The 23,843-nt window shown below is 71.8% G+C and carries 24 protein-coding genes; 13 read left to right on the forward strand and 11 right to left on the reverse strand.

Translation table 11 applies throughout. The annotated features are described in order from the left end of the window. The first annotated feature begins 36 nt into the window (after nt 1–36). A complete protein-coding gene (locus IF54_RS0127025; RefSeq protein ID WP_051735549.1) occupies nt 37–579 on the forward strand; it encodes a MarR family winged helix-turn-helix transcriptional regulator in 543 nt (180 codons plus the stop codon). A 24-nt stretch (nt 580–603) separates the two neighbouring features. Here IF54_RS0127025 and IF54_RS0127030 read toward each other — a convergent pair whose 3' ends face one another. Continuing rightward, nucleotides 604–969 (reverse strand): nuclear transport factor 2 family protein, encoded by a 366-nt coding sequence (locus tag IF54_RS0127030; RefSeq protein ID WP_030323208.1) that lies wholly within the window; start codon nt 967–969, stop codon nt 604–606. Between the two features lie 173 nt (nt 970–1,142). Between IF54_RS0127030 and IF54_RS0127035 the strand changes: the two genes are divergently transcribed. Further along, nucleotides 1,143–1,439 (forward strand): hypothetical protein, encoded by a 297-nt coding sequence (locus IF54_RS0127035; protein WP_020134755.1) that lies wholly within the window; start codon nt 1,143–1,145, stop codon nt 1,437–1,439. A gap of 110 nt (nt 1,440–1,549) precedes the next feature. Here the strand turns inward: IF54_RS0127035 and IF54_RS0127040 are convergent, their stop codons facing one another. Continuing rightward, nucleotides 1,550–3,304, reverse strand: coding sequence for an ABC transporter ATP-binding protein (locus IF54_RS0127040; protein ID WP_030323212.1), 1,755 nt, complete (start codon nt 3,302–3,304; stop codon nt 1,550–1,552). 195 nt (nt 3,305–3,499) lie between these two features. Beyond that, nucleotides 3,500–4,618, reverse strand: coding sequence for an FAD-dependent oxidoreductase (locus tag IF54_RS0127045; RefSeq protein WP_030323217.1), 1,119 nt, complete (start codon nt 4,616–4,618; stop codon nt 3,500–3,502). A 53-nt stretch (nt 4,619–4,671) separates the two neighbouring features. Here IF54_RS0127045 and IF54_RS0127050 point away from each other — a divergent pair, with 53 nt between their 5' ends. The 5 genes from IF54_RS0127050 (at nt 4,672) to IF54_RS0127070 (ending at nt 8,560) form a co-directional block, all read left to right on the forward strand. After that, on the forward strand, nt 4,672–5,358 hold the full coding sequence (locus tag IF54_RS0127050) for a TetR/AcrR family transcriptional regulator (protein ID WP_037820600.1): 687 nt from the start codon (nt 4,672–4,674) through the stop codon (nt 5,356–5,358). Between the two features lie 128 nt (nt 5,359–5,486). Next, entirely contained in the window at nt 5,487–6,572 is a 1,086-nt protein-coding gene (locus IF54_RS0127055; RefSeq protein WP_030323223.1) for an S-(hydroxymethyl)mycothiol dehydrogenase, read from the forward strand. Further along, nucleotides 6,572–7,201, forward strand: a complete 630-nt coding sequence (locus IF54_RS0127060; protein ID WP_030323225.1) for an MBL fold metallo-hydrolase — start codon at nt 6,572–6,574, stop codon at nt 7,199–7,201. The genes IF54_RS0127055 and IF54_RS0127060 overlap by 1 nt, the downstream gene beginning before the upstream one ends. Beyond that, the gene (locus IF54_RS0127065) at nt 7,191–7,565 is read left to right on the forward strand and encodes a DUF4180 domain-containing protein (protein WP_030323227.1); all 375 of its coding nucleotides are present in this window, start codon (nt 7,191–7,193) and stop codon (nt 7,563–7,565) included. Before IF54_RS0127060 ends, IF54_RS0127065 begins: the two co-directional genes overlap by 11 nt. A gap of 80 nt (nt 7,566–7,645) precedes the next feature. After that, nucleotides 7,646–8,560 carry an SDR family oxidoreductase gene (locus IF54_RS0127070; protein WP_030323228.1) on the forward strand — a complete coding sequence of 305 codons (915 nt, stop codon included), beginning with the start codon at nt 7,646–7,648 and terminating at the stop codon, nt 8,558–8,560. Between the two features lie 66 nt (nt 8,561–8,626). Here the strand turns inward: IF54_RS0127070 and IF54_RS0127075 are convergent, their stop codons facing one another. After that, entirely contained in the window at nt 8,627–9,163 is a 537-nt protein-coding gene (locus IF54_RS0127075; RefSeq protein ID WP_030323231.1) for a hypothetical protein, read from the reverse strand. 50 nt (nt 9,164–9,213) lie between these two features. Here IF54_RS0127075 and IF54_RS0127080 point away from each other — a divergent pair, with 50 nt between their 5' ends. Beyond that, nucleotides 9,214–10,011, forward strand: a complete 798-nt coding sequence (locus IF54_RS0127080; RefSeq protein ID WP_030323233.1) for an SDR family NAD(P)-dependent oxidoreductase — start codon at nt 9,214–9,216, stop codon at nt 10,009–10,011. Nucleotides 10,012–10,132: 121 nt separating this feature from the next. Beyond that, a complete protein-coding gene (locus IF54_RS0127085; RefSeq protein WP_030323236.1) occupies nt 10,133–10,828 on the forward strand; it encodes a L,D-transpeptidase family protein in 696 nt (231 codons plus the stop codon). Nucleotides 10,829–10,854: 26 nt separating this feature from the next. Here IF54_RS0127085 and IF54_RS0127090 read toward each other — a convergent pair whose 3' ends face one another. Further along, nucleotides 10,855–12,054 (reverse strand): Gfo/Idh/MocA family protein, encoded by a 1,200-nt coding sequence (locus IF54_RS0127090; protein WP_030323238.1) that lies wholly within the window; start codon nt 12,052–12,054, stop codon nt 10,855–10,857. Between the two features lie 431 nt (nt 12,055–12,485). Here IF54_RS0127090 and IF54_RS0127100 point away from each other — a divergent pair, with 431 nt between their 5' ends. Both IF54_RS0127100 and IF54_RS0127105 read left to right on the forward strand, forming a co-directional pair. Continuing rightward, a complete protein-coding gene (locus tag IF54_RS0127100; protein WP_030323244.1) occupies nt 12,486–13,646 on the forward strand; it encodes an ROK family transcriptional regulator in 1,161 nt (386 codons plus the stop codon). A gap of 116 nt (nt 13,647–13,762) precedes the next feature. Beyond that, nucleotides 13,763–13,948, forward strand: a complete 186-nt coding sequence (locus IF54_RS0127105; RefSeq protein WP_020134742.1) for a hypothetical protein — start codon at nt 13,763–13,765, stop codon at nt 13,946–13,948. Nucleotides 13,949–14,298: 350 nt separating this feature from the next. Here IF54_RS0127105 and IF54_RS0127110 read toward each other — a convergent pair whose 3' ends face one another. From IF54_RS0127110 to IF54_RS0127120, 3 genes are all read right to left on the reverse strand, one after another. Then, nucleotides 14,299–15,663: a S1 family peptidase gene (locus tag IF54_RS0127110; protein WP_030323245.1), complete on the reverse strand. Its 1,365-nt coding sequence runs from the start codon at nt 15,661–15,663 to the stop codon at nt 14,299–14,301. Between the two features lie 95 nt (nt 15,664–15,758). Beyond that, nucleotides 15,759–17,309 (reverse strand): flavin-containing monooxygenase, encoded by a 1,551-nt coding sequence (locus IF54_RS0127115; RefSeq protein ID WP_199821251.1) that lies wholly within the window; start codon nt 17,307–17,309, stop codon nt 15,759–15,761. Continuing rightward, the gene (locus tag IF54_RS0127120) at nt 17,306–18,250 is read right to left on the reverse strand and encodes a patatin-like phospholipase family protein (RefSeq protein WP_030323248.1); all 945 of its coding nucleotides are present in this window, start codon (nt 18,248–18,250) and stop codon (nt 17,306–17,308) included. The genes IF54_RS0127115 and IF54_RS0127120 overlap by 4 nt, the downstream gene beginning before the upstream one ends. Nucleotides 18,251–18,308: 58 nt before the next feature. Between IF54_RS0127120 and IF54_RS0127125 the strand changes: the two genes are divergently transcribed. Then, nucleotides 18,309–18,896 (forward strand): TetR/AcrR family transcriptional regulator, encoded by a 588-nt coding sequence (locus IF54_RS0127125; protein WP_030323250.1) that lies wholly within the window; start codon nt 18,309–18,311, stop codon nt 18,894–18,896. A 32-nt stretch (nt 18,897–18,928) separates the two neighbouring features. Next, a complete protein-coding gene (locus IF54_RS0127130) occupies nt 18,929–19,309 on the forward strand; it encodes a PPOX class F420-dependent oxidoreductase (protein ID WP_030323253.1) in 381 nt (126 codons plus the stop codon). A gap of 220 nt (nt 19,310–19,529) precedes the next feature. Here IF54_RS0127130 and IF54_RS0127135 read toward each other — a convergent pair whose 3' ends face one another. The 3 genes from IF54_RS0127135 to IF54_RS0127145 form a co-directional block, all read right to left on the reverse strand. Continuing rightward, nucleotides 19,530–22,295, reverse strand: a complete 2,766-nt coding sequence (locus IF54_RS0127135; RefSeq protein WP_030323256.1) for a hypothetical protein — start codon at nt 22,293–22,295, stop codon at nt 19,530–19,532. Nucleotides 22,296–22,486: 191 nt separating this feature from the next. Further along, on the reverse strand, nt 22,487–22,900 hold the full coding sequence (locus IF54_RS0127140) for a Zn-ribbon domain-containing OB-fold protein (protein ID WP_028809156.1): 414 nt from the start codon (nt 22,898–22,900) through the stop codon (nt 22,487–22,489). A gap of 182 nt (nt 22,901–23,082) precedes the next feature. Next, nucleotides 23,083–23,772 carry a TetR family transcriptional regulator gene (locus tag IF54_RS0127145; protein ID WP_078852118.1) on the reverse strand — a complete coding sequence of 230 codons (690 nt, stop codon included), beginning with the start codon at nt 23,770–23,772 and terminating at the stop codon, nt 23,083–23,085. Nucleotides 23,773–23,843 lie beyond the last annotated feature (71 nt).

The raw sequence follows: 23,843 nt of genomic DNA on the forward strand, positions 1-23,843 counted from the left end.
AACCATCCACAAGAAAACCATTGCAGGGGGCGGGTAATGCGGGACTCGGTCGACCGGCACGTCGAGGTGTGGGGCAAGGAGCTGGACTGGATGGACCCGGTCAAGGAGGCGATCTTCGCCCGGCTGGCCGTCCTGGCCCGGCACGCCGCACAGGCCCGGCGGACCGGTCTCGACTCCGACGGTCTGCGGAACTGGCAGTACAAGGTGCTGCTGACCCTGCGCCGGCTCGGACCGCCGTACACCGGGAGCCCTTCACAGCTCGCCGACCACCTCGGGCTCACGCGGGGCGCCCTGTCGGCCCGTCTGGCGCCGCTGGAGGACGCGGGGCTGATCGCCCGGACCCACGAGGACCCCGACCGGCGACGGGTGCGGGTCCGGCTCACCGAGGCCGGACACGCCGCGTTCGAACAGCAGGTCGCCACGGAGGAGGAGAGCGAGCTCGCGCTGCTCGCGGCGCTGACCCCCGCAGAGCGGCGGACACTCGCGGACCTGCTGCGGAAACTCGTCGTGGCCGCCGAGGCGGAACCGAGCGCCCAGGCGCCGCCCGCACCGAGAAGGTCCAGGTCGGGCAGGGCGTGATCTGGACCCTCGGCGCCCTTCTTGTTACTCGTCCCAGGCCTGGATCATGGTCTGTTCGGTGATCTTGCCGTCCTTGAGGGTCAGCATCGACTCCGACAGAACGCGCACGCCGTCGGAGTACAGACAGGACTCGCTGAACGCGACGTGATCGCCCTCCATGACACACCCTTCCAGTTTGTGTGTCATGTCGCGGCTGTAGACGTCGTCGAGCATCGCGCCGATCCGCTCCTTGCCGTGCACCACCATGGGGTGGCTGGGTTGCGTGTTGCGGTCGACGATGCGGATCTCGGCGTCGTCCGCGTAGAGCGACAGAAGATCGGCCGCGGAGTTCCCTTCGACGCCACGGCGCAGGGTCTCGCTGGTGAAACCGGTGTTTGCGGCAGTGCCCATGGTGACCTCCTTCGAGGGCCGCGGCCCGAGGAGGCACGGGCCGCGCAGGGCCTCTTCCTACGAGACTCCTCCGCCCCGGCGGCCACGGCAAGCGCAGTACGGGCGCTCCGCCTGACGGGTGAGCGGTGCCGGGCGGCCGTGTCCGGGAGCGCTCGCCGGGCGTTGCTGACAACATGATCTCAACTCGACGTATCGTCGCCGCCGTCGGTCTCGCCGTCGGCGTCACCGGTCTCGCCGCTCCCCTCGCGAACGCGGCCGGCGCGGCCGCCCAGGACGCGAGCCCGCTCAGCCCGATGGCCACGCTCGACTCGCTCGCGGTGAGCGAGATCCCGGCAGAGCACAGGGCCCAGTTGCCGAAGGTCTCCGAGCAGCTCAACAGGGCCAACGACCTCTACCGGCTGAACGAACTGCACCAGGTCACCGACCTCGCCGCGCCCGTCACCGGACTGGTCCCCGCGATCGAGACCTGACCGCTCCCGCACGACCATCGAGGGCCGCCCGGATCACCGGGCGGCCCTCGACGCGTCCTGGGACGTCCCGACCTCGGATGTCCCCTGGCGTCCTGGTGCGGACATCTGCCTCATTCTGCCGTGGCCAGGAACTGCGTGGCCGCCAGTTCCGCGTACAGCGGGTCCCCGGCGACCAGTTCCCGGTGCGTCCCCACGGCCCGTACCCGCCCCGCGTCCATCACGACGATCCGGTCGGCCGTCGTCACCGTCGACAACCGGTGCGCGACGACCAGCACCGTGGTCGTACGCGCCACGTCCGCCACCGTGTCCCGAAGGGCCGCCTCGTTCACCGCGTCCAGCTGGGAGGTGGCCTCGTCCAGCAACAGCAGCCGAGGCCGCCGCAGCAGCGCCCGTGCGATCGCCACCCGTTGCCGTTCACCGCCCGAGAGCTTGGTCCCGCGATGGCCGACCAGCGTCTCCAGCCCGGCGGGCAGCCGCGCCACCAGCCCGTCCAGCCGGGTCGTCTTCAGGACGCGGGTCACCGCGTCCTCGGCCGCGTCGGGATTGCCCAGCAGCAGGTTCTCGCGCAGTGACCCCGACAGCACGGGCGCGTCCTGCTCCACGTACCCGATCGCGGAGCGCAGGTGCGGCAGTTCCCACTCCGCGAGATCCCGCCCGTCCAGCGTCACGACCCCGGACTCGGGATCGTAGAACCGCTCGATCAGCGAGAACACCGTCGTCTTCCCGGCTCCGGACGGCCCGACGAAGGCCGTCAGCCCCCGGGCCGGCACCTCGAAGGAGACGCCGTGGTGGACGTAGGGCAGATCGTCGGCGTAGCGGAACCGGACGTCCGTGAAGGCGACGGCGGCGGGTTCCGCCCCGGCGGCGGGCAACGGCGCCGCGGGCGCGGCCGGTTCGGCGGGCAGCCGCAGCGCCTCCTGGATCCGGGCGAGTGCGGCGGCGCCCGTCTGGTACTGCGTGATCGCCCCGACGACCTGCTGGATCGGGGACATCAGATAGAAGACGTACAGCAGGAAGGCCACCAGGGTGCCGACGCCGATCGCCCCGGTGGCTACCCGGGCGCCGCCCGCCGCGAGCACGGTGATGAACGCGATCTGCATCGCGAGTCCCGCCGTGTTGCCCGCGGCCGCCGACCACTTGGCGGCCCGCACGCTCTGCCGCCAGGACTCCTCGGCGGCCGCGTGCAGGGTCCGCTCCTCGCGGTGCTCGGCACCGGACGCCTTCACCGTGCGCAGCGCGCCGAGGATCCGCTCCAGCGAGGCACCCATCACGCCGACCGCGTCCTGAGCCTGTCGGCTCGCCCGGTTGATGCGCGGCACGATCACCCCGAGGACCGTGCCCGCGGCCAGGATCACCGCCAGCGTGACCCCCAGCAGCACCGGATCGACCAGGGCCATCATCACCACGGTCGCCACCAGCGTGAGCCCGCCGGTGCCCAGGCCCACGAGGGAGTCGGTGGTGACCTCGCGCAGCAGTGTGGTGTCCGAGGTGATCCTGGCCATGAGGTCGCCGGGTTCGGTGCGGTCCACGGCGGTGATGCGCAGCCGCAGCAGATACGACGACAGGGCGCGCCGCGCGCCGAGGACCACCGACTCCGCGGTGCGCCGCAGCACGTACGAACCCAGCCCGCCGATCGCCGCGTTGGCGATCACCAGCCCTGACATGGCGATCAACGCCCAGGTGATCGTGCGGTCGTGGGAGAGGTCCTCGATCAACTTCCGTGCAACCAGGGGCAGCAGGAGGCCGGTGACGCCCGTCAGGAGCGAGAGCGCGGCACCCGCCAGCAGGGTCCAGCGGTGCGGCCGTACGTAGTCGAGGAGCAGTCGCCAGGTGGGCGGGCCGGGCGTGGTCTCGGTGGTGCCCACGGCGCTCCTTCGGGGTCGGCGGTGGAGAACTTCAGGCTACGTCGGCGGTCTTCGGTCCTTGTCCGCGGCCTGCCGCGAGGGTGCGGGCGCGAGGGCAACTCCCGCCTGGCGGCGTGACTCGACGGTCAGGCCGTTCGGCCGGGTCGCCTCGGATCGGCGCTCAGGACGTCCCGCCGGGTCGCCGCGGATCGGTGGTCAGGACGGCTGGACCTCCTCGAAGAGGGCGAGGGCAGCGGCCGGGTCCGGGCTCACGAGGCGTTCCAGGCCGGCCGTGGTGATCTCCGCCCACCTCGCCGCCCGTGCCCACATCCGTTCCTCGAAGGCGCGGACAGCGTCGTCCAGATCCTCGGGATCGGCGGCGACGGCCTCGGCCAGTTCCGCGCCCTCCAGCATCGCGAGGTTGGCGCCCGCGCCCAGGGGAGGCATCAGATGGGCTGCGTCGCCGAGCAGAGTCACCCCGCGCACATGGGGCCAGGTGTGGCCCACCGGCAGGACGTGGAGGGGACGGTGCACGAAGGCGGTGCCGTGGCGGAGCAGGTCGAGCACCGGGTCGGCCCAGCCGTCGAACAGCGCCAGCAGGCTCGCGCGCAGGGCCTCGACGTCGGCGGGGTCCAGGTGCGCGTGCCAGTCCTGCGGCGCACGGAACTTGGCGTACACCTTCACATGGCCGCCGCTGTTGCGCTGCGCGGTGAGGCTGCGGTTCACGCCGTACACCGCCACCGAACCGTCGCCGATCAGCCGGGCGAGGCCGGGGTGGCGGCGGTCGACGTCGTCGAGGGAGGTCTCGACCGTGGTGACGCCGGTGTAGTGCGGCGTCGCCGACGAGACGGCCGGGCGGACCCGCGACCAGGCGCCGTCCGCGCCGACCACGAGGTCGTACGTCTCCGGCGGCCCGTCCGCGAACTCGATCCGCACGCCGTCCCGCGTCCCCGGCAGCACCTTCGTCACACCCCGCCCCCACTGGATTTCCAGCGGGCCGTGCAGCAGGTCGCGCAGGTGCTTGCGGTCGATCTCGGGATTGGCCTGCTCGTCCGGGGCGGGCCGCCAGTCGCGCAGGACGGTGCCGTCGGTGTCCAGGATGCGCATGGCCTGTCCCTCGGGGCGGGACAGCTTCCGGAACTCTGCCAGCAACCCCGCCTTGTCCAGCGCGAGTTGGCCCATCCCTTCGTGCAGGTCCAGTGTGCCGCCCGGGGGACGGGCGTCGGGGGAGGGGTTGCGTTCGAAGAGAGCGACGGAGTGGCCGTGGCGGTGCAGGACACGGGCGAAGGTGAGGCCGCCGGGACCGCTCCCGACCACGGCGATGCGATGTCTCATGTCGATACACTGTATTGAGGCGCTACGCCGTATCGCAACAGTACGATGTCGCCATGACTGTGTGGGACCGACCGGAGCCGCCGCCGCGCCCCGTGCCGCTCGACCGGGAGCGGATCGTCGCCGCCGCCGTCGCGCTCGCCGACGAGGGCGGCCTGGAGGCGGTGTCGCTGCGCAAGGTCGCCGCCCGGCTGAACGCCGGACCGATGCGGCTGTACGGCTTCATCGCCACGAAGGAGGAGCTGTTCGACCTCATGATGGACGAGGTCCAGGCCGAGATCCTCCCCGAGGAGCGGCCCGGCGACTGGCGCGAGGCGCTGAGCGGTCTCGCCCACCGCACCAGGCGGGCCGCGCTCCGGCACGAGTGGCTGGCCGACCTGCTCGGCGGCCGCCCGAGCCCGGGCCCGAACGGTCTCGCCGTGACCGAGTCCACCCTGGCCGCCCTGGACGGACTCGCCGACATCGACACCGTCATGCGCGCGGTGGAGACGGTCGGTTCCTACTTCACCGGCGCGATCAGGCGCGAGATCGCGAACCTGCGGGCCGAGCGCGCCACGGGTCTGAGCAAGCGGGAATGGCAGCGCGCCTCCGGCCCCCATCTGACGAAGATGCTGGCCACGGGTCGCTTCCCGGCCCTGAGCAAGGCCGTGTACGACGGCACGCACGTGGACGCCGAGACCTCCTTCACGACGGGCCTGGAGTGGGTGCTCGACGCGGTGGCCGCCAAGCTCGACCACCCCTGACCCGACCGGCGCCCGATCAGGTCACCCGCTTGCCCCCAACGCCCCGGCCTGCGGGAATCGGTGCCGTTACCGATCATTCGCGCGTAGGGTCGGAGGGACGTACACCGGGCGACGGAAGGGGTCAGGCCATGGCGCAGGAGGTACGCGGAGTGATCGCACCCGGCAAGGACGAGCCGGTGCGGGTGGAGACGATCGTGGTGCCGGATCCGGGCCCCGGGGAGGCCGTCGTACAGGTGCAGGCCTGCGGGGTCTGTCACACCGACCTGCACTACAAGCAGGGCGGGATCAACGACGACTTCCCCTTCCTGCTCGGCCATGAGGCGGCCGGGGTCGTCGAGTCGGTCGGCGAGGGGGTGACCGATGTCGCGCCCGGCGACTTCGTGATCCTCAACTGGCGTGCCGTGTGCGGCAACTGCCGGGCCTGTCTGCGGGGACGGCCCTGGTACTGCTTCAACACGCACAACGCGCGGCAGAAGATGACCCTCACCGACGGCACCGAGCTCTCGCCCGCCCTGGGTATCGGCGCCTTCGCCGAGAAGACCCTGGTCGCCGCCGGACAGTGCACCAAGGTCGACCCGTCGGCCTCCGCCGCGGTCGCCGGGCTCCTGGGCTGCGGGGTGATGGCCGGCATCGGCGCCGCGATCAACACCGGCAACGTCGGCCGCGGCGACACCGTCGCCGTCATCGGCTGCGGCGGCGTCGGCGACGCGGCGATCGCCGGGTCCAACCTCGCGGGCGCGGCCCGGATCATCGCCGTGGACATCGACGACCGCAAGCTGGAGAAGGCCCGCACCATGGGCGCCACCCACACCGTCAACTCCCGCGAGAACGACCCCGTCGAGGCGATCCGCGAACTCACCGGCGGCTTCGGCGCCGACGTCGTCATCGAGGCGGTCGGCCGCCCCGAGACGTACCAGCAGGCCTTCTACGCCCGCGACCTCGCCGGCACCGTCGTCCTCGTCGGCGTACCCACCCCGGAGATGAAGCTGGAGCTGCCGCTTCTCGACGTCTTCGGGCGCGGCGGCTCGCTCAAGTCGTCCTGGTACGGCGACTGCCTGCCCTCCCGTGACTTCCCGATGCTGATCGACCTGCACCTGCAAGGCCGCCTGGACCTGGAGGCGTTCGTGACCGAGACCATCCAACTCGACGAGGTGGAGAAGGCGTTCGAGCGCATGCACCACGGCGACGTCCTGCGTTCGGTGGTGGTGCTCTGATGGCCGCCCGCATCGAACGCCTCGTCACCTCAGGGCAGTTCAGCCTCGACGGCGGCACCTGGGACGTCGACAACAACGTCTGGATCGTCGGCGACGACCACGAGGTGATCGTCATCGACGCCGCCCACGACGCCGACGCCATCCTCGAGGCGGTCGGGGACCGCAGGCTGACCGCGATCGTCTGCACCCACGCCCACAACGACCACATCGACGCCGCGCCCGCCCTCGCCGAGCGCACCGGCGCCACGATCTGGCTGCACCCCGACGACCTGCCCCTGTGGAAGCAGACCCACCCCGACCGCGACCCCGACGCACATCTGCGCGACGGCCAGGTCATCGAGGCCGCGGGCGCCGACCTCCAGGTGCTGCACACTCCGGGGCACGCGCCGGGCGCGGTCTGCCTCTACGACCCCGGCCTCGGCACCGTCTTCACCGGCGACACCCTCTTCCAGGGCGGCCCGGGCGCCACCGGCCGCTCCTTCTCCCACTTCCCTACGATCATCGACTCGATCCGCGACCGGCTGCTCGCCCTGCCGCCCGAGACGAAGGTCCTCACCGGCCACGGAGACCCGACGACGATCGGCGCCGAGGCCCCGCACCTCCAGGAGTGGATCGCCCGTGGCCACTGACGGCGTCGTGCCCCTGAACGGCGTGAACGTCCTGCACTGCGCCCCGGACGGACCGCCTCTGGACGGCGAGCGGGCCGCTCTCGACCTGATCGGCGACGCGATGGGCCGTGACGCCGAGGTGGTCGCCGTACCCGTGGCACGGGTCGGCGAGGAGTTCTTCCGGCTGCGGTCGGGCGTCGCCGGCGCGGTCATGCAGAAGTTCGTGACCTACCAGGTCCGTCTCGCCGTCGTCGGCGATGTCACCCGCCACACCGACGCCAGCACGGCCCTGCGCGACTTCGTGCACGAGACGAACCAGGGCCGCCACATCTGGTTCCTGCCGGATCTGGACACCCTGGACGAGAGGCTCCGCGCGTCCGGGTGACCCTTCCGTAAATCACGACAGAGGCTGTCCGGTTTCCCGGCGATGCTCGACTCCACATCGCGCACAACGGGAGGTCGGACATGCCACAGCCGCTGAGGGACAAGATCGCGCTGGTCGCCGGGGCGACACGGGGAGCGGGGCGCGGGATCGCCGTCGAACTCGGGGCGGCGGGCGCCACCGTCTACGTCACCGGACGCAGCACCCGCGCCGGCCGTTCCGAGTACGACCGCCCCGAGACCCTCGAGGACACCGCCGACCTGGTCACCGCGGCCGGCGGCCACGGCATTGCGGTCCCCACCGACCACCTGGACCCGGCGCAGGTCCGCACCCTCGTCGACCGCGTCGCCGACGAGCAGGGCCGCCTCGACGTCCTCGTCAACGACATCTGGGGCGGCGAACACCTCTTCGCGTGGGACGCCCCGGTGTGGGAGCACGACCTCGACAAGGGCCTGCGGCTGCTCAGGCTCGCCGTCGAGACCCACGCGATCACCAGCCACCACGCCCTGCCCCTGCTGCTGCGCCGGCCCGGTGGCCTGGTCGTCGAGATGACCGACGGGACCGACGCCTACAACCGCGAGAACTACCGCGTGTCCTTCTTCTACGACCTGGCCAAGACATCCGTGCTGCGCATGGCCTTCGCCCTCGGCCACGAACTCGGCCCGCGCGGCGCCACCGCCGTCGCGCTCACGCCCGGCTGGATGCGCTCGGAGATCATGCTCGACACGTTCGGGGTGCGGGAGGAGAACTGGCGTGACGCCCTCGACCAGGTGCCCCACTTCGCCATCTCGGAGACCCCGCGCTATGCGGGCCGTGCCGTGGCCGAGCTGGCCGCCGACCCGGAGGTGTCCCGCTGGAACGGCCTGTCCCTCGACGCCGGCTCCCTCGCCCGGACCTACGGCTTCACCGACCTGGACGGCAGCCGCCCGGACGCCTGGCGCTACCTGGTCGAGGTGCAGGACGCGGGCAAGCCGGCGGACGTGGCCGGCTACCGCTGACGCCGGGGGGGGCCGAGACGTGCGGTGGCATCGGCGGGGGCGGGGGCGGGAGCGGAGCCGGGGAGGTCAGGAGGACCGCACGGGCGGCACCTGCCACCGGACCGCAAGGCCTGGTGGCAGCGCCAGATCGTCGCGTACGGCCGCGTAGTAGCCGTCCCGGCCGTTGCGGTGCCGCTCCAGCAGGACCCGCCACGCCTCGGGATCGCGGGTCCTGTCGCGCAGGAACTGCTCCATCTCCAGCACCACCGTGACCCAGACCCGCGCCTTCTCCACCACCTCGGGACTCCCCAGCAGAAGCAGGGCCTCCCCGTCCGGGTCGCGGGCGAGCGTCGACTCCGCCAGCAGCGGTGCGGCCTCCTCCGGGGAGAGCGGATGCGGGTGCGGGTCGTTGCCGAGGTGGGCCGCCACCCGGCACACCAACGTGATCGTCTTCTTCAGCGTGCGCGCGTAGTCCGAGTACACCCCCAGCCGCCGCTCCTCCCACCGAGCCGCCTGCTCCCGCCGGAACCGCGCCCGATCGCTGCGCACAACGGCCAGATACGAACCGAGAGCACCGACCACCACACCGATGAGCGCGGGCAGTTGCTGTATGAACGCCGACATGACCGCACGCTATCGGCCGACTTGATCAGCCGGGGACTACCTTCGGCCGCATGACGCATACCAAACGCTTCGAGGGACACGGAGTTCTCGTCACGGGTGCGGCCCGCGGCATCGGCGCGGCGACGGCCCGACGGCTGGCCGAGGAGGGCGCGCGGGTCCTGCTCACCGACCGCGACGCGACGGTCGTGGAGAGGACGGCCGCGAGGCTGCGCGGACAGGGACTGGACGCCCGCGCCCTGGCGTGCGACGTCGCCGACCGGGCGGCCGTAGAGGCGGTCGTCGCCCACGCCGTCGAGGTGTTCGGCTCGCTCGACGTCCTCGTCAACTGCGCCGCCCGCTGCACCCCCGAAACCCCGCTCTTCGAGGACGACTCCGACGACGAGTGGGGCCGGGACCTGGACATCACCCTGGGCGGCCCCTATCGCTGCTCACGCGCTGCGCTCCCGCACCTCGTCGCCTCCGGCCGCGGCGCCATCGTCACCATCGGTTCCGTCAACGGCCTCCAGGACTTCGGCAACCACGCCTACAGCGCGGCGAAGGCCGGCCTCGCCTCCCTGACCCGCACGCTCGCCGGGCACGCGGGCCCCCGCGGGGTTCGCGTCAACCTGGTCGCTCCGGGTACGGTGCGTACTTCCGCCTGGGACGGGCGTGAGGACGAGCTCAGTGAGCTGCGACGGCTGTATCCGCTGGGTCGGGTCGGCGAAGCCGAGGACGTTGCCGCCGCCGTAGCCTTCCTGGCCTCCCGCGACGCGGCCTGGATCACCGGGACCACCCTCGTCGTCGACGGCGGCCTCACCGCCGTCAACACCGGCTTCCACACGGCGGTCCACCCCGGCCGTGGTGCCTGACCGGGTCCGGACATTGTCACCGTTCCGTCGCAGGGCGGGCGTCGGTACAACGGACTGGTGCGCCGGGCCGTCTACCTGGTAGAGATCGCACACACGTATTCGAGGGGACAGGGGAAAGGCCATGGGGGACATACGCAGACGAGGTGCCGTCGCGCTCGGGATCACCGGGCTCGTCGCGCCGCTGACGATCGCGCTGGGCGCCGCGCCCGCGCAGGCGGCGAGCTGCACCACGCAGGCGGGCCCGTACCAGAAGCAGGTGGAGAAGTTCCTCGGCCGCCCGGTCGACGGCAAGCAGTCCACCGCCGACTGCAAGGCCATCAAGGCCTTTCAGACCAAGCACGGCATCAGCCCGAACATCGGTTACGCGGGATCCGTCACCTGGGGCGTGATGGACCTCATGACGAAGCAGAAGGCCGTCGGGAGCAACCCCAACCGGGACGGCAAGTGCCCGACCAACAAGGGCCGCATCGCCTGCGTCAACCTCACCCTCCAGCTGAGCTGGATCCAGGACGGTGACCGGCTGGTGTACGGCCCCGTCCCGGTCCGCACCGGCCGCGACGGCTACGAGACCCGCACCGGCCTGAAGAAGATCTACTGGCGTGACAAGAATCACGTCTCCTCGATCTACAACGTGCCGATGCCCTACTCGCAGTTCTTCGACGGCGGCCAGGCCTTCCACTCGGTGAACCTCTCCATGTGGAACCCGCCCGGCTCCCACGGCTGCACCAACATGACCCCGAAGGACGCCAAGAAGTACTGGTCGCTGCTGAAGAAGGGCGACGACGTCTTCGTGTACGGCCGCAAGCCGGGCACCTGAGCGAGCGGGCACCCGGCCCCCAGCCCCTACTGAGGCGCGTCTCCGAAGTCCGGGATCTCCAGCCGCGCTCCACCCTGTCGCGCCGAGTCGTGCGCGATGATGCCCGGCAGGGTGTAGCGGGCCGCCACCCAGGCGTTGACCGAGGGCAGCGTGCGGGTGTTCACGGCGGTCACGAAGTCGTCCACCAGGAAGTGGTGGCTGCCCTCGTGCCCGTTGTGCAGCTGGTCGAAGGCCCTCGGCAGCCGCTCCCGGTCGTGCACCGGCGCCGACCCCGAGGTGAACGCCGCCCGCAGTTCCGGCGCGATGTGCTGGAGCGACGGGTCGTCGGGGGACATGGTGGGCTTGGGCTCGAGGAGTTCGCTGATGTCCTTAACCCCCTTCTTGTCCTGCCACAGCGCGACCGTGGCCAACTGCTCCATGCTCGCCTCGGTCCCGAAGAACCGGAAACGGGACTCCCGGATGTGGGACGGGTAGCCGACCCGCCGGAACTCGTTCGTACGGAACGACCCGCCGCCCGCCACCTCGAACAGCGCGGTCGCGTTGGAGAAGTCGTTGCCGAACCGGCTGACCTCCTTGTCGAACACCCCGTCCCCGCGCTCGTCGACCACGCCGATCGCCGACACGCTCACCGCGTGCGTCTGCCAGGCGCCGAGCACCCCGCCCACCGAGTGCGTGGGGTAGAGCAGCGGGGGATAGCTGGCGGTCTCCTTCCACTTCTCGCCGCCGCTGTACTGGTACGCCTCGTAGAACCCGAGGTCCATGTCGTGGACGTAGTCGCCCTCGGCGTAGAAGAGCCGCCCGAAGGCGCCCTCGGCGATCTGGTTGCGGGCGTGCACGGTCGCGGGGTTGTACTGGCTGGTCTCACCCATCATGTACGTCAGACCGGTGGCCCGGACCGCGTCGATGATCGCCGCTATCTCCTCCGTGGTGATCGCCATCGGGACCGCGGAGTACACGTGCTTGCCCGCGTGCAGACCCTGGAGCACCAGGGGGCCGTGCGTCCAGCGCTGGGTGAAGATCGCGACCGCGTCGACCTCCTTCGACTCCAGCATCGCCTCGTACGACGGGAAGGTGCCGGCGAGCCCCTGCGCGGCGGCGAGCTGCTCGGCCCGCTCGGGCAGCAGATCGGTGACGTACACGTCGCCGACGCCGGGATGGGCCTGGAACAGCGTGGCGAACTGGCCGGAGAACTGGCCGGCGCCGACGATGCCGAGAGAGAACGTCATGGAAGGCATGCCCTTCGAAGGTCGAGTCACTGGTCGGGAATCAGATTGATCTGGTCGGTGGTCCGCTCGAGGCTGTCCAGGGAGGTGCCGTTGCCGTAGATGTCCCGCATTTCCGGATGCATCGACGCGTACACGGTGCGATGCCCAACAGTCTGTCCACCAGGCCGGCGAGGAACAGGCCGAACACCTTGTTCCGCTCCGTCCTCTGCTTCGTCCGCATCCCCTCGGCGCCGCCGAGGGGCGGACGCGACGGAGGCGATGGTCATCGGGGGACTCCCTCGTCTGCGGGGGCTCGTCCCCGGCCACTTACTTTTGTCGCGGAAGAATCAAAGCGTCAAGGGTCGGGAAGCTTCTTTCTGGGGCCGAGGTGAGGGTCGTATCTTGGCCATGTTGGTTTTATGGCAAAAGAAATCCGTGGGAGTCTGACCTTCATGACCGCAGTAGCTGCCAGCTGGCTCCCCCTGAGCGCGGGCGAACGCTCGGTGGCCATCGAGGTGCTCGTCCACGGCCCGTTGTCGCGCACCGAACTCGCCCGCCGCCTCGACCTGTCCGCCGGCAGCCTCACCCGGCTCACCAAGCCCCTCATCGAGTCGGGTCTGCTGATCGAGGTCCCCGAGGCGGGCACCCCGGCCGAGGTGCGCCAGGGACGCCCCTCCCAACCCCTCGACGTGGTCGCGGAGTCCGGCTCCTTCCTCGGCTTCAAGATCACCGAGGACATGGTCTACGGCGTCGTCACCACCCTCAGGAGCGACATCGTGGCCCGCCACGACCGGCCCCTGACCAGCCATGACCCCGCCGAGGTCGCCGACCTGCTCGCGGAGATGGCGGACGAGCTGGCTCGCGAGCACCCGCGTCCCGCGGGCATCGGCATCGGGGTCGGCGGCCTGGTCCACCAGCGTGCCGTGGTGGGCGAGTCCCCGTTCCTGCACTGGCGGGACGTGCCGCTGGGTGAACTCGTCGAGGAGCGCACGGGGTTGCCCGTGGTCGTCGAGAACGACGTGGCCGCCCTCGTGGAGGCCGAGACCTGGTTCGGCGCCGGGCGCGGCCTCGAGCGCTTCGTCGTCCTGACCATCGGCGCGGGTATCGGCTACGGCCTGGTCCTCGGTGGCCGACGCGTCCCCTATGCCGAGGAGGACCGCGGCTTCGGACGGCACTGGATCATCGACCCCAACGGCCCGCTCACCCCCGAGGGCGCCCGCGGCAGCGCCGTCTCCCTGCTCACCATCCCCAGCATCCGCTACCAGGTGCGGGCCGCCACCGGCCGTGACCACAGCTACGAGGAGATCCTCGCCCTCGCGGCGGCCGGCGAGCCCATGCCCGCCCGTGTCGTCGACGAGGCCGGACGCGCCCTCGGGGTCCTGGTCGCCCAGATCGCCAACTTCGCCATGCCGCAGAAGATCCTGCTCGCCGGGGAGGGGGTCGGACTGATGGACGTGGCCGCCGAGACCGTCGAGGACACCGTCCGCGTCCACCGCCATCCGCGGGCCGCCCCGGTCGACCTGGAGACCAAGGTCTCCGACTTCCACGACTGGGCCCGGGGGGCCGCCGTACTGGCGATCCAGGTGCTGGTCCTGGGTGTGGCCGACGTGTGAAGCAGGCCACAACCCTTGACAGGAACGCGTGTTGACAGATGGACGTGATCAGTAACACGGTCCGTTATGTCCTTTTCTGGCGTGATTACTCACGGCGCCTTCACTTCCGGAGCCGTATGCTTCACACCATGTCCACCACCGTTGAACCCGTTACCGATCGATCGGCCGACGAGGTCAACGAGGAGATCCGGGCCCTGTGGCGCCGGGCGGGCGGGACACTGAGCGGCGAGCAGCGTGAGGAATACCAGCGCCTCGTCCTGGAGTGGGCCGCGGCCGCTCCCCAACCGGTCCCGGCGGCCTAGCCCCGAGAACCCCTCGGGGCATCACCGCCCCGCCCCCGGGCACCCCTGACGGGACGGCCCCTCTCCTCGCACTGACCTCAGCGGTCTGCTGAGGCATCGTCGATTTCACCTACCACCGCCGACCCGACGGGATGCTGCTCGTCGGCGTCGGCGTCGGCGTCGGCGTGGGCGTCGGGGCGGGCCGCCGCCGTACTAGTGGTCCTGCCGCCCGCCTCGCTCGGCTTCCGCCTGCTCCTGCTTGCCGCCCGACGGCAATTGCCGTCGGGTGCAGTCGTGCTCGCCCGCGCTACCCGGCCCTCCCCGTGATTCTCGGACGGACCGGGTCTGCGCAGCGTGGGACGACCCGTGGCTCAGCCCCAAGTCGCCGAGTAGTAGCGCTGATACGCCTTGCGGTCCTGTTCCGAGCGGATGTAGCGGGCCGCCACCAGGGCGATCAGGCTGCCTCCGACGACCAGCAGGCCCGGACCGACGTTGCGGGTGTCGGTGAGGCGGCTCAGGAACGGGGTGCCCTCGGCCCCCGCGACCGTGGCCGAGGAACCGGGTGAGGCGCCGCCGGGTGCGATCGCGCCCTGTGCCGAAGTGGCCGACGGCGCGGGGGAGGCCCCACCGGCCGCGGCCGGGTTCGACACGATCAGCTGCATGCCGAGATCCTTGAGCGCCTTGGTCACCGGCTCGAAGAACGTCGTCCCGCCCTGCGTGCAGTCACCGCTGCCGCCCGAGGTGATGCCGAGCGCGATCCCCTCCGAGAACATCGGCCCCCCGCTGTCCCCGGGCTCCGCGCACACGTTGGTCTCGATCAGCCCGGTGACCGTGCCCTCCGGATAGTTCACGGTCGCGTTGACCGAGGTCACCTGCCCGTCGTGCAGCCCGCTGGTGCTGCCGCTGCGGAACACCCGCTGCCCGATGGACGGGTCGCCCGACCCGGTGATCTGCACACCCTTGCCGTTCCCGATGAACACGACGCCGGCTCCGTCGCCGGCCTTCCCGTTGGCGTACTGCACCAGCGAGTAGTCGTTGCCCGGGAAGTTCTGGGTGACCGTCTTGCCCAGCTGGTTGGTGCCGCCGGTGTCCGCGAACCACACCGAACCGGTGGGGCCGCAGTGCCCGGCCGTCAGGATGAAGTCGCTCTGGCCGTTGGTCACGTTGAAGCCCGCCGAACAGCGCCCGCCGGTCGACAGGATCGGCTGCGCCCCGTTCAGGCGGGGCGTGAACGTGCCCGCGGTGCGCTCCGTCTTCACAAAGCCGCCGATGCCGTCCGCGACCTTCTTCATGCCGGCCCAGTCGGACGCCGAGACGGTGCTGTCGCCCTGCACCACCACCTGGTTGGTGCGGTAGTCCATGGACCACGCCGTCCCCGCGACCCGCGGTGCCGAACGCAGCGTCTTCGCCGCCGACTTGAGCTCGTCCATGCTGTGCCGGACTACCTTCGCCTCGGCCCCCGCCGCGCGCACCTCGGCGGCCGCCTTCGCGTCGGTGACCGCGACGACGGGCTTGCCGTCGGCACGGATCCAGGTGCCCGCCGTACGGGCGGAACCGAGCCGCGCCACGATGTCCGTCCCCGTCTCCCCGGCCTGCTGCGCGAAGGTGCGCGGCGGCGCGGTGGCGGGAGGTTCGCTGGCGACGGCCCGCGTGACCATCGTGCCTCCCAGGAGGAGTCCGCCGACTGCCGCCAGCCGTGTCACCCGCCGGACGACCCGTCGTCGTGCGTGCCTCATGCATGGCTCCAAACCAGAACAAGCGGTGTCAGCACCGCGGGGCCCTCCGGTCGTTGAGTGCCCTCCTTTGCATACGGCGCCGGAGCCGGGCGCGTTCACGGCAGTTGGTGTTCCTGTGGCAAAGACGGCGAACTTCCTCGACGCGTCCCGTCCCGCACAGCGGTGTCGTCGGTGAGGACGAAGTCGCGTGCGTCGAACCGGCCCACCGCGCTGCGCAGCCGGCCGGTCGACCAGGGCCAGCTGAAGCTGTTGCGGCCGTTGGCGTCGAGGTAGTAGCTGCGGCATCCGCCGGAGTTGTAGACGGTGCCGGCCAGGGCGGCCTGGAGCCGCGCGTTGTACGCGGACTGCACCTCCTCGCGCACCTCGATCGCCGCCCGACTCTCCTGCCGTGCGGCTGTGATGGCGCCCAGGACGAGGTCGAGCTGTGCCTCCAGGATGGCGAATGCCGACGAGTGCCCGGTTCCCAGACCGGGGCCGAGGAGCAGGAAGGCGTTCGGGAAACCGGCGACGACGGTGCCGAGATATGCCTCGGGGGAGCCCTGCCAGTGGTCGGCGAGGGTGCGGCCGGAGCCGTCGCGGACCAGGCCCGCGAGCGGGGTGTCGAGGATGTGGAAGCCGGTGCCGAGGATGATCGCGTCCACCTCGGCGGAGCTGCCGTCCGTGCCGCGCACGGTGCTGCCGTCGACAGCGTGCACGGCCGCCGCGTGCACCTCGACCTGCGGCCTGGTCAACGCGGGGTAGTAGTGGTTGGAGAACAGGATGCGCTTGCAGCCGATGGTGTAGTCCGGGGTCAGCTTGCTGCGCAGCGCGGGATCGCGCACGGTGGCGCGCAGATGGGCCCGGGCGACGGCCTGGACGCCCCGCATGAGGCCGGGCCGCCGGAACCCGTGTCCCAGCGCCTCCATGACCCGGTACTCCAGCCCGGCCAACGCGGCCCGCGCTCCGGGCACATGGCCCATCGCCCACCGTTCGGCCCTCGGCAGACGGTGGTCCGGCTTGGGCAGCACCCACTGGGCGGTGCGCTGGAACAGATGGAGCCGTGCCACGTCCGGGACGATCCGCGGGACGAACTGCACGGCGGAGGCACCGGTCCCGAGCACCGCGACCCGCTTGCCGCGAAGGTCGTAGGCGTGGTTCCAGCGCGCGGAGTGGAACACCTCGCCCGGGAACCCGTCGAGACCGGGCACGTCCGGGACGAGGGGCTCGTTCCACGGACCGGCACCGGCGATCAGGAACCGGGCGGTGAACTCCCCGGCGTCGGTGCGGACCCGCCACCGCGCCGGACCGGGCTGCCACCGCGCTTCGGTGACTCGCACCCCGAACCGGGTGTGCTCACGCAGCCGGTACGTGTCGGCGACCCGCTTCACGTAAGCGAGGATCTCCGGCTGGTGCGCGTAGACCCGTGTCCAGCGGGGGTTCGGGGCGAAGGAGTAGCTGTAGAGGCGGGACGGGACGTCGCACTGGCAGCCGGGGTAGGTGTTGGCCCGCCAGGTGCCGCCGAAGTCGCCGGCCGCCTCGATGATCAGGAAGTCCCGGATGCCGGCCGCGCGGAGCCTCGCCCCGGCGCCGACCCCGGATATCCCGGCGCCCACGACGAGGACCTCGACATGGGTGCTCATGCCGCCACGCTCCTTAGGGTTGCTCATGCCGTCACGCTCCTTTCGAGAGCCCGCTCGACGCGGTCGGGGGCGGTGCGCAGGGCGGCGTCGAGGACGGCCGGGAGGGGCCGCGGGTCCATGAAGTTGGCGCCCATCACCGCCAGTTCCTCGGCGCCCGGCTCGACCCGGACGACGCGACAGCCCGCCGCACGGAGGATGCGTTCCTCCCGGTCGACGGTGCGGGTCATCCACCGGCGCAGCACCCGTTCGAGTCGGCTCAGGCCGGTGGCGGGCGCGCCGCCCGAGGTTGACATGGGGGCCACGATCACCACCTCGTCCAGCCCGAGGGGTGCGAGGAGGTCCGCCGACGTGGGCGATACCGCTCCGCCGTCCAGATAGGTCCGTCCGCCGATCCGCACCGGCGGGAACCAGCCAGGGATCGCCCAGGACGCGGCGAGCGCGGTCCCGAGATCCGTCCCTGGTGACCCCGGCGCGCCGAACGGGATCCGGCGGCCCGTGCGGGTGTCCGCCGCGACGAGCCAGGTGTCCGTGGCGTCCGGCCATGGCCGTCCGTCCGTCAGTGCGGCACCGAAGCGGCGCAGCCAGTGCGCGTCGCCCCGGCCGCGCGGCAGCAGCCCCACCAGGCCCGACCCCGGCGACACCCTTCCCCGTACCGCGGCCGCGACCAGCCCCGCCCCCGGCAGCGCGGGCAGCGGCACCGGCGGCAGCGGGCCCGGGTGCGTGCGGACGTGCGCGCGCAGCACCGGATCCGCGCCGCGCTCTCCCCGTATCGCCGTGAGCAGGTCGGCCGGGGATCGTCCGCACCCGAGAGCGGACGCGACCTCGGCCCCCGCGGAGGTCCCCACCAGCACCTCGGCGGTCCGGGTGTCCCAGTCCAGCGCGTCCTCTACGGCGGCGAGCGCGGCGACCGTCCAGACGAAACCGAGGGTGCCGCCGCAGCCGATCACCAGAGCACGTCGTGGAGCCATGGATTCTCCCGGTATTCAGATCTCAAGGGAATCCGGAAGCTAGCGGTATTCTGCGTGCGTGGCAAGACTGACCCGGGCCGAGAGCCAGGCCCGCACCCGCGAACACGTCCTAGAGACCGCGCACGAGCTCTTCCTGCGCGACGGCTTCACCGCCACCTCCATCGAGCGGGTCGCCGAGGCCGCCGGGTACTCGAAAGGCGCGGTGTACTCCAACTTCGCGACGAAGAACGACCTCTGCCTGGCCGTTCTGGACCGCATCGCCCTGCGGCAAGTGGCCCTGATCGCCGCGGAGATGGCAGGTGCCGACGGCATCGAGGAGCGGCTGGCCGGGTTCGCGCGCTGGGCCGAGCAGCACATCGGCGACAGCTCGTGGACCGCGCTGGAGGTGGAGTTCGCCACCGCCAACCGCCGCGACGCACAGGTCTGCGAACAGCTCGCCCAGCGGCGGCAGGCGGTCACCGCGGCCCTCGCCGACCTCATCCGCACCCAGGTGCGGGAACTGGGCGTGACCCCGAGCATGGCCCCCGACACGGCCGCTCTGATCCTGCTCGCCCTGGGGATCGGCATCGGTGTCCAGCGGGCCTTCGACCCAACGGTCCCGGTGCAGCCGGTCATCGACCTGCTCGGCCGGTTCCTGGTCGAGTGACCTTCCGAGGGGACCGCGCCTAGACTTCCGTCATGGACGACACGCCGCTGGAGCGGCTCGGCGCGGGCAAGTACCTTCTGCTGACCAGCTTTCGGAAGAACGGCACTCCGGTCGCCACCCCGGTGTGGGTGGTCAGGGACGGGGACACGCTCGGTGCGTGGTCGGCCGCCGACGCCTGGAAGGTGAAGCGGATCAGGGCCCGCGCGGATGTCCTGGTCGGCCCCTGCGACGTACGCGGCAACCCGACCGGTGACCAGATCCCGGCCACCGCGGAGATCGTCGATGCGGCGACCACCGGACGCTACCGGCAGCTCCTGGCCCGGAAGTACGGCGTCCTGGGCCGGCTCACCCTCCTCGGCAGCAGACTGCGACGGGGACGGGAGGGCACGGTCGGCATCCGCGTGACCCTGTGAAGCGAATGGGACCTCGGGAAGCCGGCGTGACCTCGTGAGCGAGCGTGAGCCGGGGACGCCGGTGTGACCTCGCGAGGTGTGTGTGGGGGCGGGGGGGGGAGCCGGTACGACTTCGCGAAGCGAGTGTGAGCGGCTCAAGCCGGTGCGACCTCGCGAAGCGCGGGGCCCGGGCACTCCGGGCCCCGCGCGAGAGGGCGGTCACGAACCCTCGCCGTCGCGCCTACGGCTGGTCGAGCACCGTACCCGTCAGCACCGGCCGGTCGGGCAGCGGTCGGGCATTGCGGTCGGTCATCGCGAGGCGCATCGACTCCGTCGGCTCGGCCACCTGGTCGCGGACGGTCGGCGTCACGAAGTCCACGCCGGTGCTGCCCGCGGGGATGGTCAGCCACGCCCACAGGCTCGCGTCGGACAGCCGGCGCTCGGGGTCGGGCTCCTCACCCGACCAGTCCTTGAGCCACTGCGGGTCCACGTCCTTGGTGGACAGTTCGGCGCCCTCGGTGACCGGGAGGACCCGCACCGGCTGCCAGAGGTCCACCGCGGCGGGTGCGTCGATGGACAGCCTCCAGGACAGCGTCCCGCCCTCGGTGACCCGGTCCACGACCGGCGACAGGGTGATCACCGGCTCGGGGTCGTCGTTCTCGACGGTGAGCCCGCCGCGGTGCTTGCCCACGACGGAGTTGTGGACGGCCTTGACCGCGATGTCGTGCTCCACGTCGTCGCCGTAGTCGGTGTCGCCCTTCACCTTGACCGGCACGTCGATCGCGTGACTGCCGGGCCGTACCGTCACCAGCCTGCTCTTGGCCCGCCCGCTGCCCGGCTCGATGACGTACACCCGGACCTGACCGCTGCCGTGCCCGGAGATCCGCACCGGGATCCGGTAGGTGCGGGTGCCCGAGTCGCCCTCCTTGACGAGGGTGCGGCCCACGTCGACGCGGGTCAGCGCGGCGGCCTTGACGGCGGGGGTGCCCGGCGCCCAGCCCCAGGCGTCCATCAGCCAGGCCTGCCCGGACCGCGAACGGGGCGTCAGCTCAAGGGACTTGACGTGCCGGAGGTCGAGCCCGGCCCGGGTGGCCGCCGTCAGCGGGACGCGCAGCTCCTGCGCCCAGTAGGACGCGGTCCGGTCGGAGCCCGGCAGGCCCGCCAGCTGGGCCCGGCCCAGCGTCGCCCGGCGCCCCGCGGAGTCGGTGACGGACACGTCGAACTTCGTGCCGGTGGTGTTCGGCGGTACGAAGACCCGCAGCGCCAGCTGCCGGGACCCGTGGAGGGAGAGCGGCCTGGCGGGGGTGACGCGGGCGGGTGTGCCGGGTGCGGACCACTTCAGGGCCACCGCGCTGCGGCCGGTCTCCTTCTCCGTCTCCCACCACGCGAAGTGCGGCGACGAGCCGGCGGTCGCCGGGTTCAGACAGGCCACGGCCGGGTTCGGGTCGACCGCCGAGCACAGCCGGGCACCGGCCACCTTGGCGCCGCCGTCCGGCAGGAAGCCGCCGGTGCGGCGGCCGCCGACGGCGTGGGCCAGCACCCGGGCCGGGTCGGCGGAGGGCGCCCGCCTGCCGGAACCGTCGAGCAGCGGAAGCACCCGGTCGTCCCCGGCGACGAAGAGCCGGGCCGCCGCCGCGATGTAGGTGGCGCCCGCCTTGTGCTGCTGCTTGGCGGTCAGCCGGGTCGCCGCTCCCGGCGAGCACACCGGGTCCCTGTGCTCGGGGTCGTCCCCGAAGTCGTCCGCGGCCGGCGCGACGGCCTCGCCCGGGGTCCACTCGCTGTTGAAGAAGTTGTGGTTGGCGCCGACCATGTAGACCGCGCTGTGCAGGGCGGTGCCCCGGCTGACGCCCCGGGTGCCGTCGACGAAGTCCTCGCCCTGGAGGTCGGAGACATCGCCGTCGCAGCCCGGCAGCAGGGTCACGGACGGCACGTCGGCGACCGGATTCTGGCCGAAGATCGTCGGTCCGATCAGCACGGTCCCGCGCACCTTCCAGCGCACCGGGCCGCGGTAGCCGTCCTCGGCCCTGGGCGGCGGGTACAGGCTGTCCATGGCAGCCCGGTTGACGCCCTCGCCGCCGCGCGAGTGGCCGACGAGCAGGACCCTGGACAGGTCCGCCTTCGGCGCCGCGCGCACCACGGCCGGGGCGGTCGTACGGTGGGCGCTCCACTCGGCCCAGCGCGCGAGGTGCTGCCGTACCAGGGAGGAACGGGCCTGTGCGCCGGCGTCCTCGGCCTGCCAGTCCTGGGCGTTGATGCCGTTCGCCGCGATCGACACCGTCACATAGCCCTGGGAGGCCAGGAGCCGCTGGTCGCGCAGGTAGCCCTTCTCGCTGGGGATCGGCTTGTAGCCGTCCGTGCAGGGCCAGTCCTGGCTGTCGTTCTCGGTGCCCGGCTTGTAGCAGGTGGAGTGGCGGCCGTGCAGGAACAGGACGAGCGGACGGCTGCCGGTGGCTCCCTTCGGTGCCACGACCTCGGCGCGCATCTCGATGGGAGTGGCGTACCCGGGCAGGCGGACCGGGGCGAGGTCGTACCGGCCGGTGACCGTGCCGTACGGACCGGACTTCCCGGGGTCGACACCGTTCGCCGGGGCCTGCGGGGGGAGTTGCACCCCTCCTGCGCCGGACCGGCGCGGCTCGTCTGCGCCCGCGTCCAACCGCCGTCCCGCGGCGGTCACTTGCAGATCCGTCAGTCCGGCGGATCCGATGTCGTCGAGCGGGAGCCGGAAGGTGCGCCCGTCCTTCGCGGGCTTCGGCACTCCGAGCAGCCGGTTCCCGGTACGGAACTCGACGCGCGCGTCCCCCGTGGGGACGGTCCTGCCGGCGCGCCAGACCAGCTCACGCGCTCCGCTCTTCCCGTCGATCCGCCATCCGGGCGGAAGTCCGTTGCCGTCTTGCGCGCTCAACGGCCCTGTCGACGGCGGCTGTTGGGCTTGCGCCAGTCCGGGCGAGCCCGCCAGGGCCGCCAGTACCGCCACGGCGGTCACGCATATTCGCCGGGCACGGATCAATGGTTCTCTCCTCAAAACCCCGTGCGCAGACGTCCCGTCGGTCCCGGGCGCCTCTCGCGTCCCTTAGGACGGGGCGGAGGCGTCTGTGGGTTGTCTGTGTGTCGGCGGATTTCGCGGGAGAACGACGTGATCAGGCCGACGGGGTCAGGGGAGCGGCGGACGGTCGGCCCCGGCCGCACGTCGGCGGGCCGTCAGCTCCAGGCGCGGTAGGGCTCGTCGACCAGTTGGAAGACCGGCTCGCCGCGGACCGGGTCCTTGGCCGTCGACATCCGGACCCGGTCGCCGCTGTGGATCGCGGCGGGCGGGCCGATGACCCGGCCCCGGACGACGAAGCCCTCGGCCAGCTCGACCAGTGACACATTGCGCGCGGCGGGGGTGTTGCGGTGCACCACGGTGGCGTGGCGGACCGTCCCGACGCCCTCGCTGCGCTCCGTGCGCAGGTCGCCGCCCTGGCAGACCGGGCACAGCAGCCGGTGGTACATCGCCGTACCGCACCAGGTGCAGCGCTGGAAGAGGATCGCGTCCGTGGCCGGGGCGACGGGGTCGAGGAGGCTCGTCGCGGAGCCGCCTGCCGTACGGGCCATGCTGCCTGAGTGGTGGTACACGCTGGTCAACTCCCTGCGCTCGGCCGGAATCGCGCGTGCGCGGAGCACCGGCACGCCTGTGCGCGGCTCCCTGTGCCACCGTGCACGGCGTCAGCGTATGGCACTCAGTGCCAGGAGTAAAGGTACTGGGTACCCCTATCGCTTCCCGGGTTTTCGCCCCCTCGGCCCCGGGGCATCCCCTCTCAGCCCCCGTCGAGCGTGGACTCGATCTCCTGGACCACCCGCCACAACGGGGCGCCGCGGCGGGAGACGATCACCACCACGTCCTCGGACTCCTGGTCGGCGGCCGGCGCGCCGCGTCCCCCGAACGAGCTCCGCACATAGCCGAGCGCGTGCTCCACGGCCTCCTCCGGGTCGTCCTGTCCGTCCGAACGCAGCCAGGAGCGCAGGGCGTTGTTGTGCGCCGCGGCCACGGCGGCGGCGATCACGTCGGCCCGGAGCGTCCCGTCGTGCAGCCCCTTCAGCCGTCCGCGCAGATACGCGGCGAAGGACCGCTCGTAGCGCCACACGACGGACAGTTCGTAGGCGCGCAGGCCCGGAACCTGCTTGGTGAGGCGGTAGCGCTGCACGGAGAAGGTCGGGTTCTCGGTGTACATCCGCAGGACCAGCCGCACCGCCTCGCAGACCCGCTCCACCGGGTCGCACCCGGCGTCGCTGGCGTCGAGGAAGGCCGTCACGTCGGCGAGGCAGCGCTCGTGGTCGGGGAAGACCACGTCCTCCTTGGACGGGAAGTACCGGAAGAACGACCGGCGCCCGACTCCGGCGAGCGCGACGATGTCGTCGACGGTGGTCTGCTCGTAACCCCGTTCCAGGAACAGCCGGAAGGCGGCCGCGACCAGCGCGTCCCGCATGGGGGGCTTGGTGGAGCTCATGGTCGCGAAAGTAGCACCTCGACCCCGGCTGTGGCACTCGGTGCTGTCAAAAGAGGGAACTGAGTGCTGTC

It is taken from the genome of Streptomyces sp. NRRL B-3229 (assembly GCF_000719505.1).
GTDB lineage: Bacteria > Actinomycetota > Actinomycetes > Streptomycetales > Streptomycetaceae > Streptomyces > Streptomyces griseorubiginosus.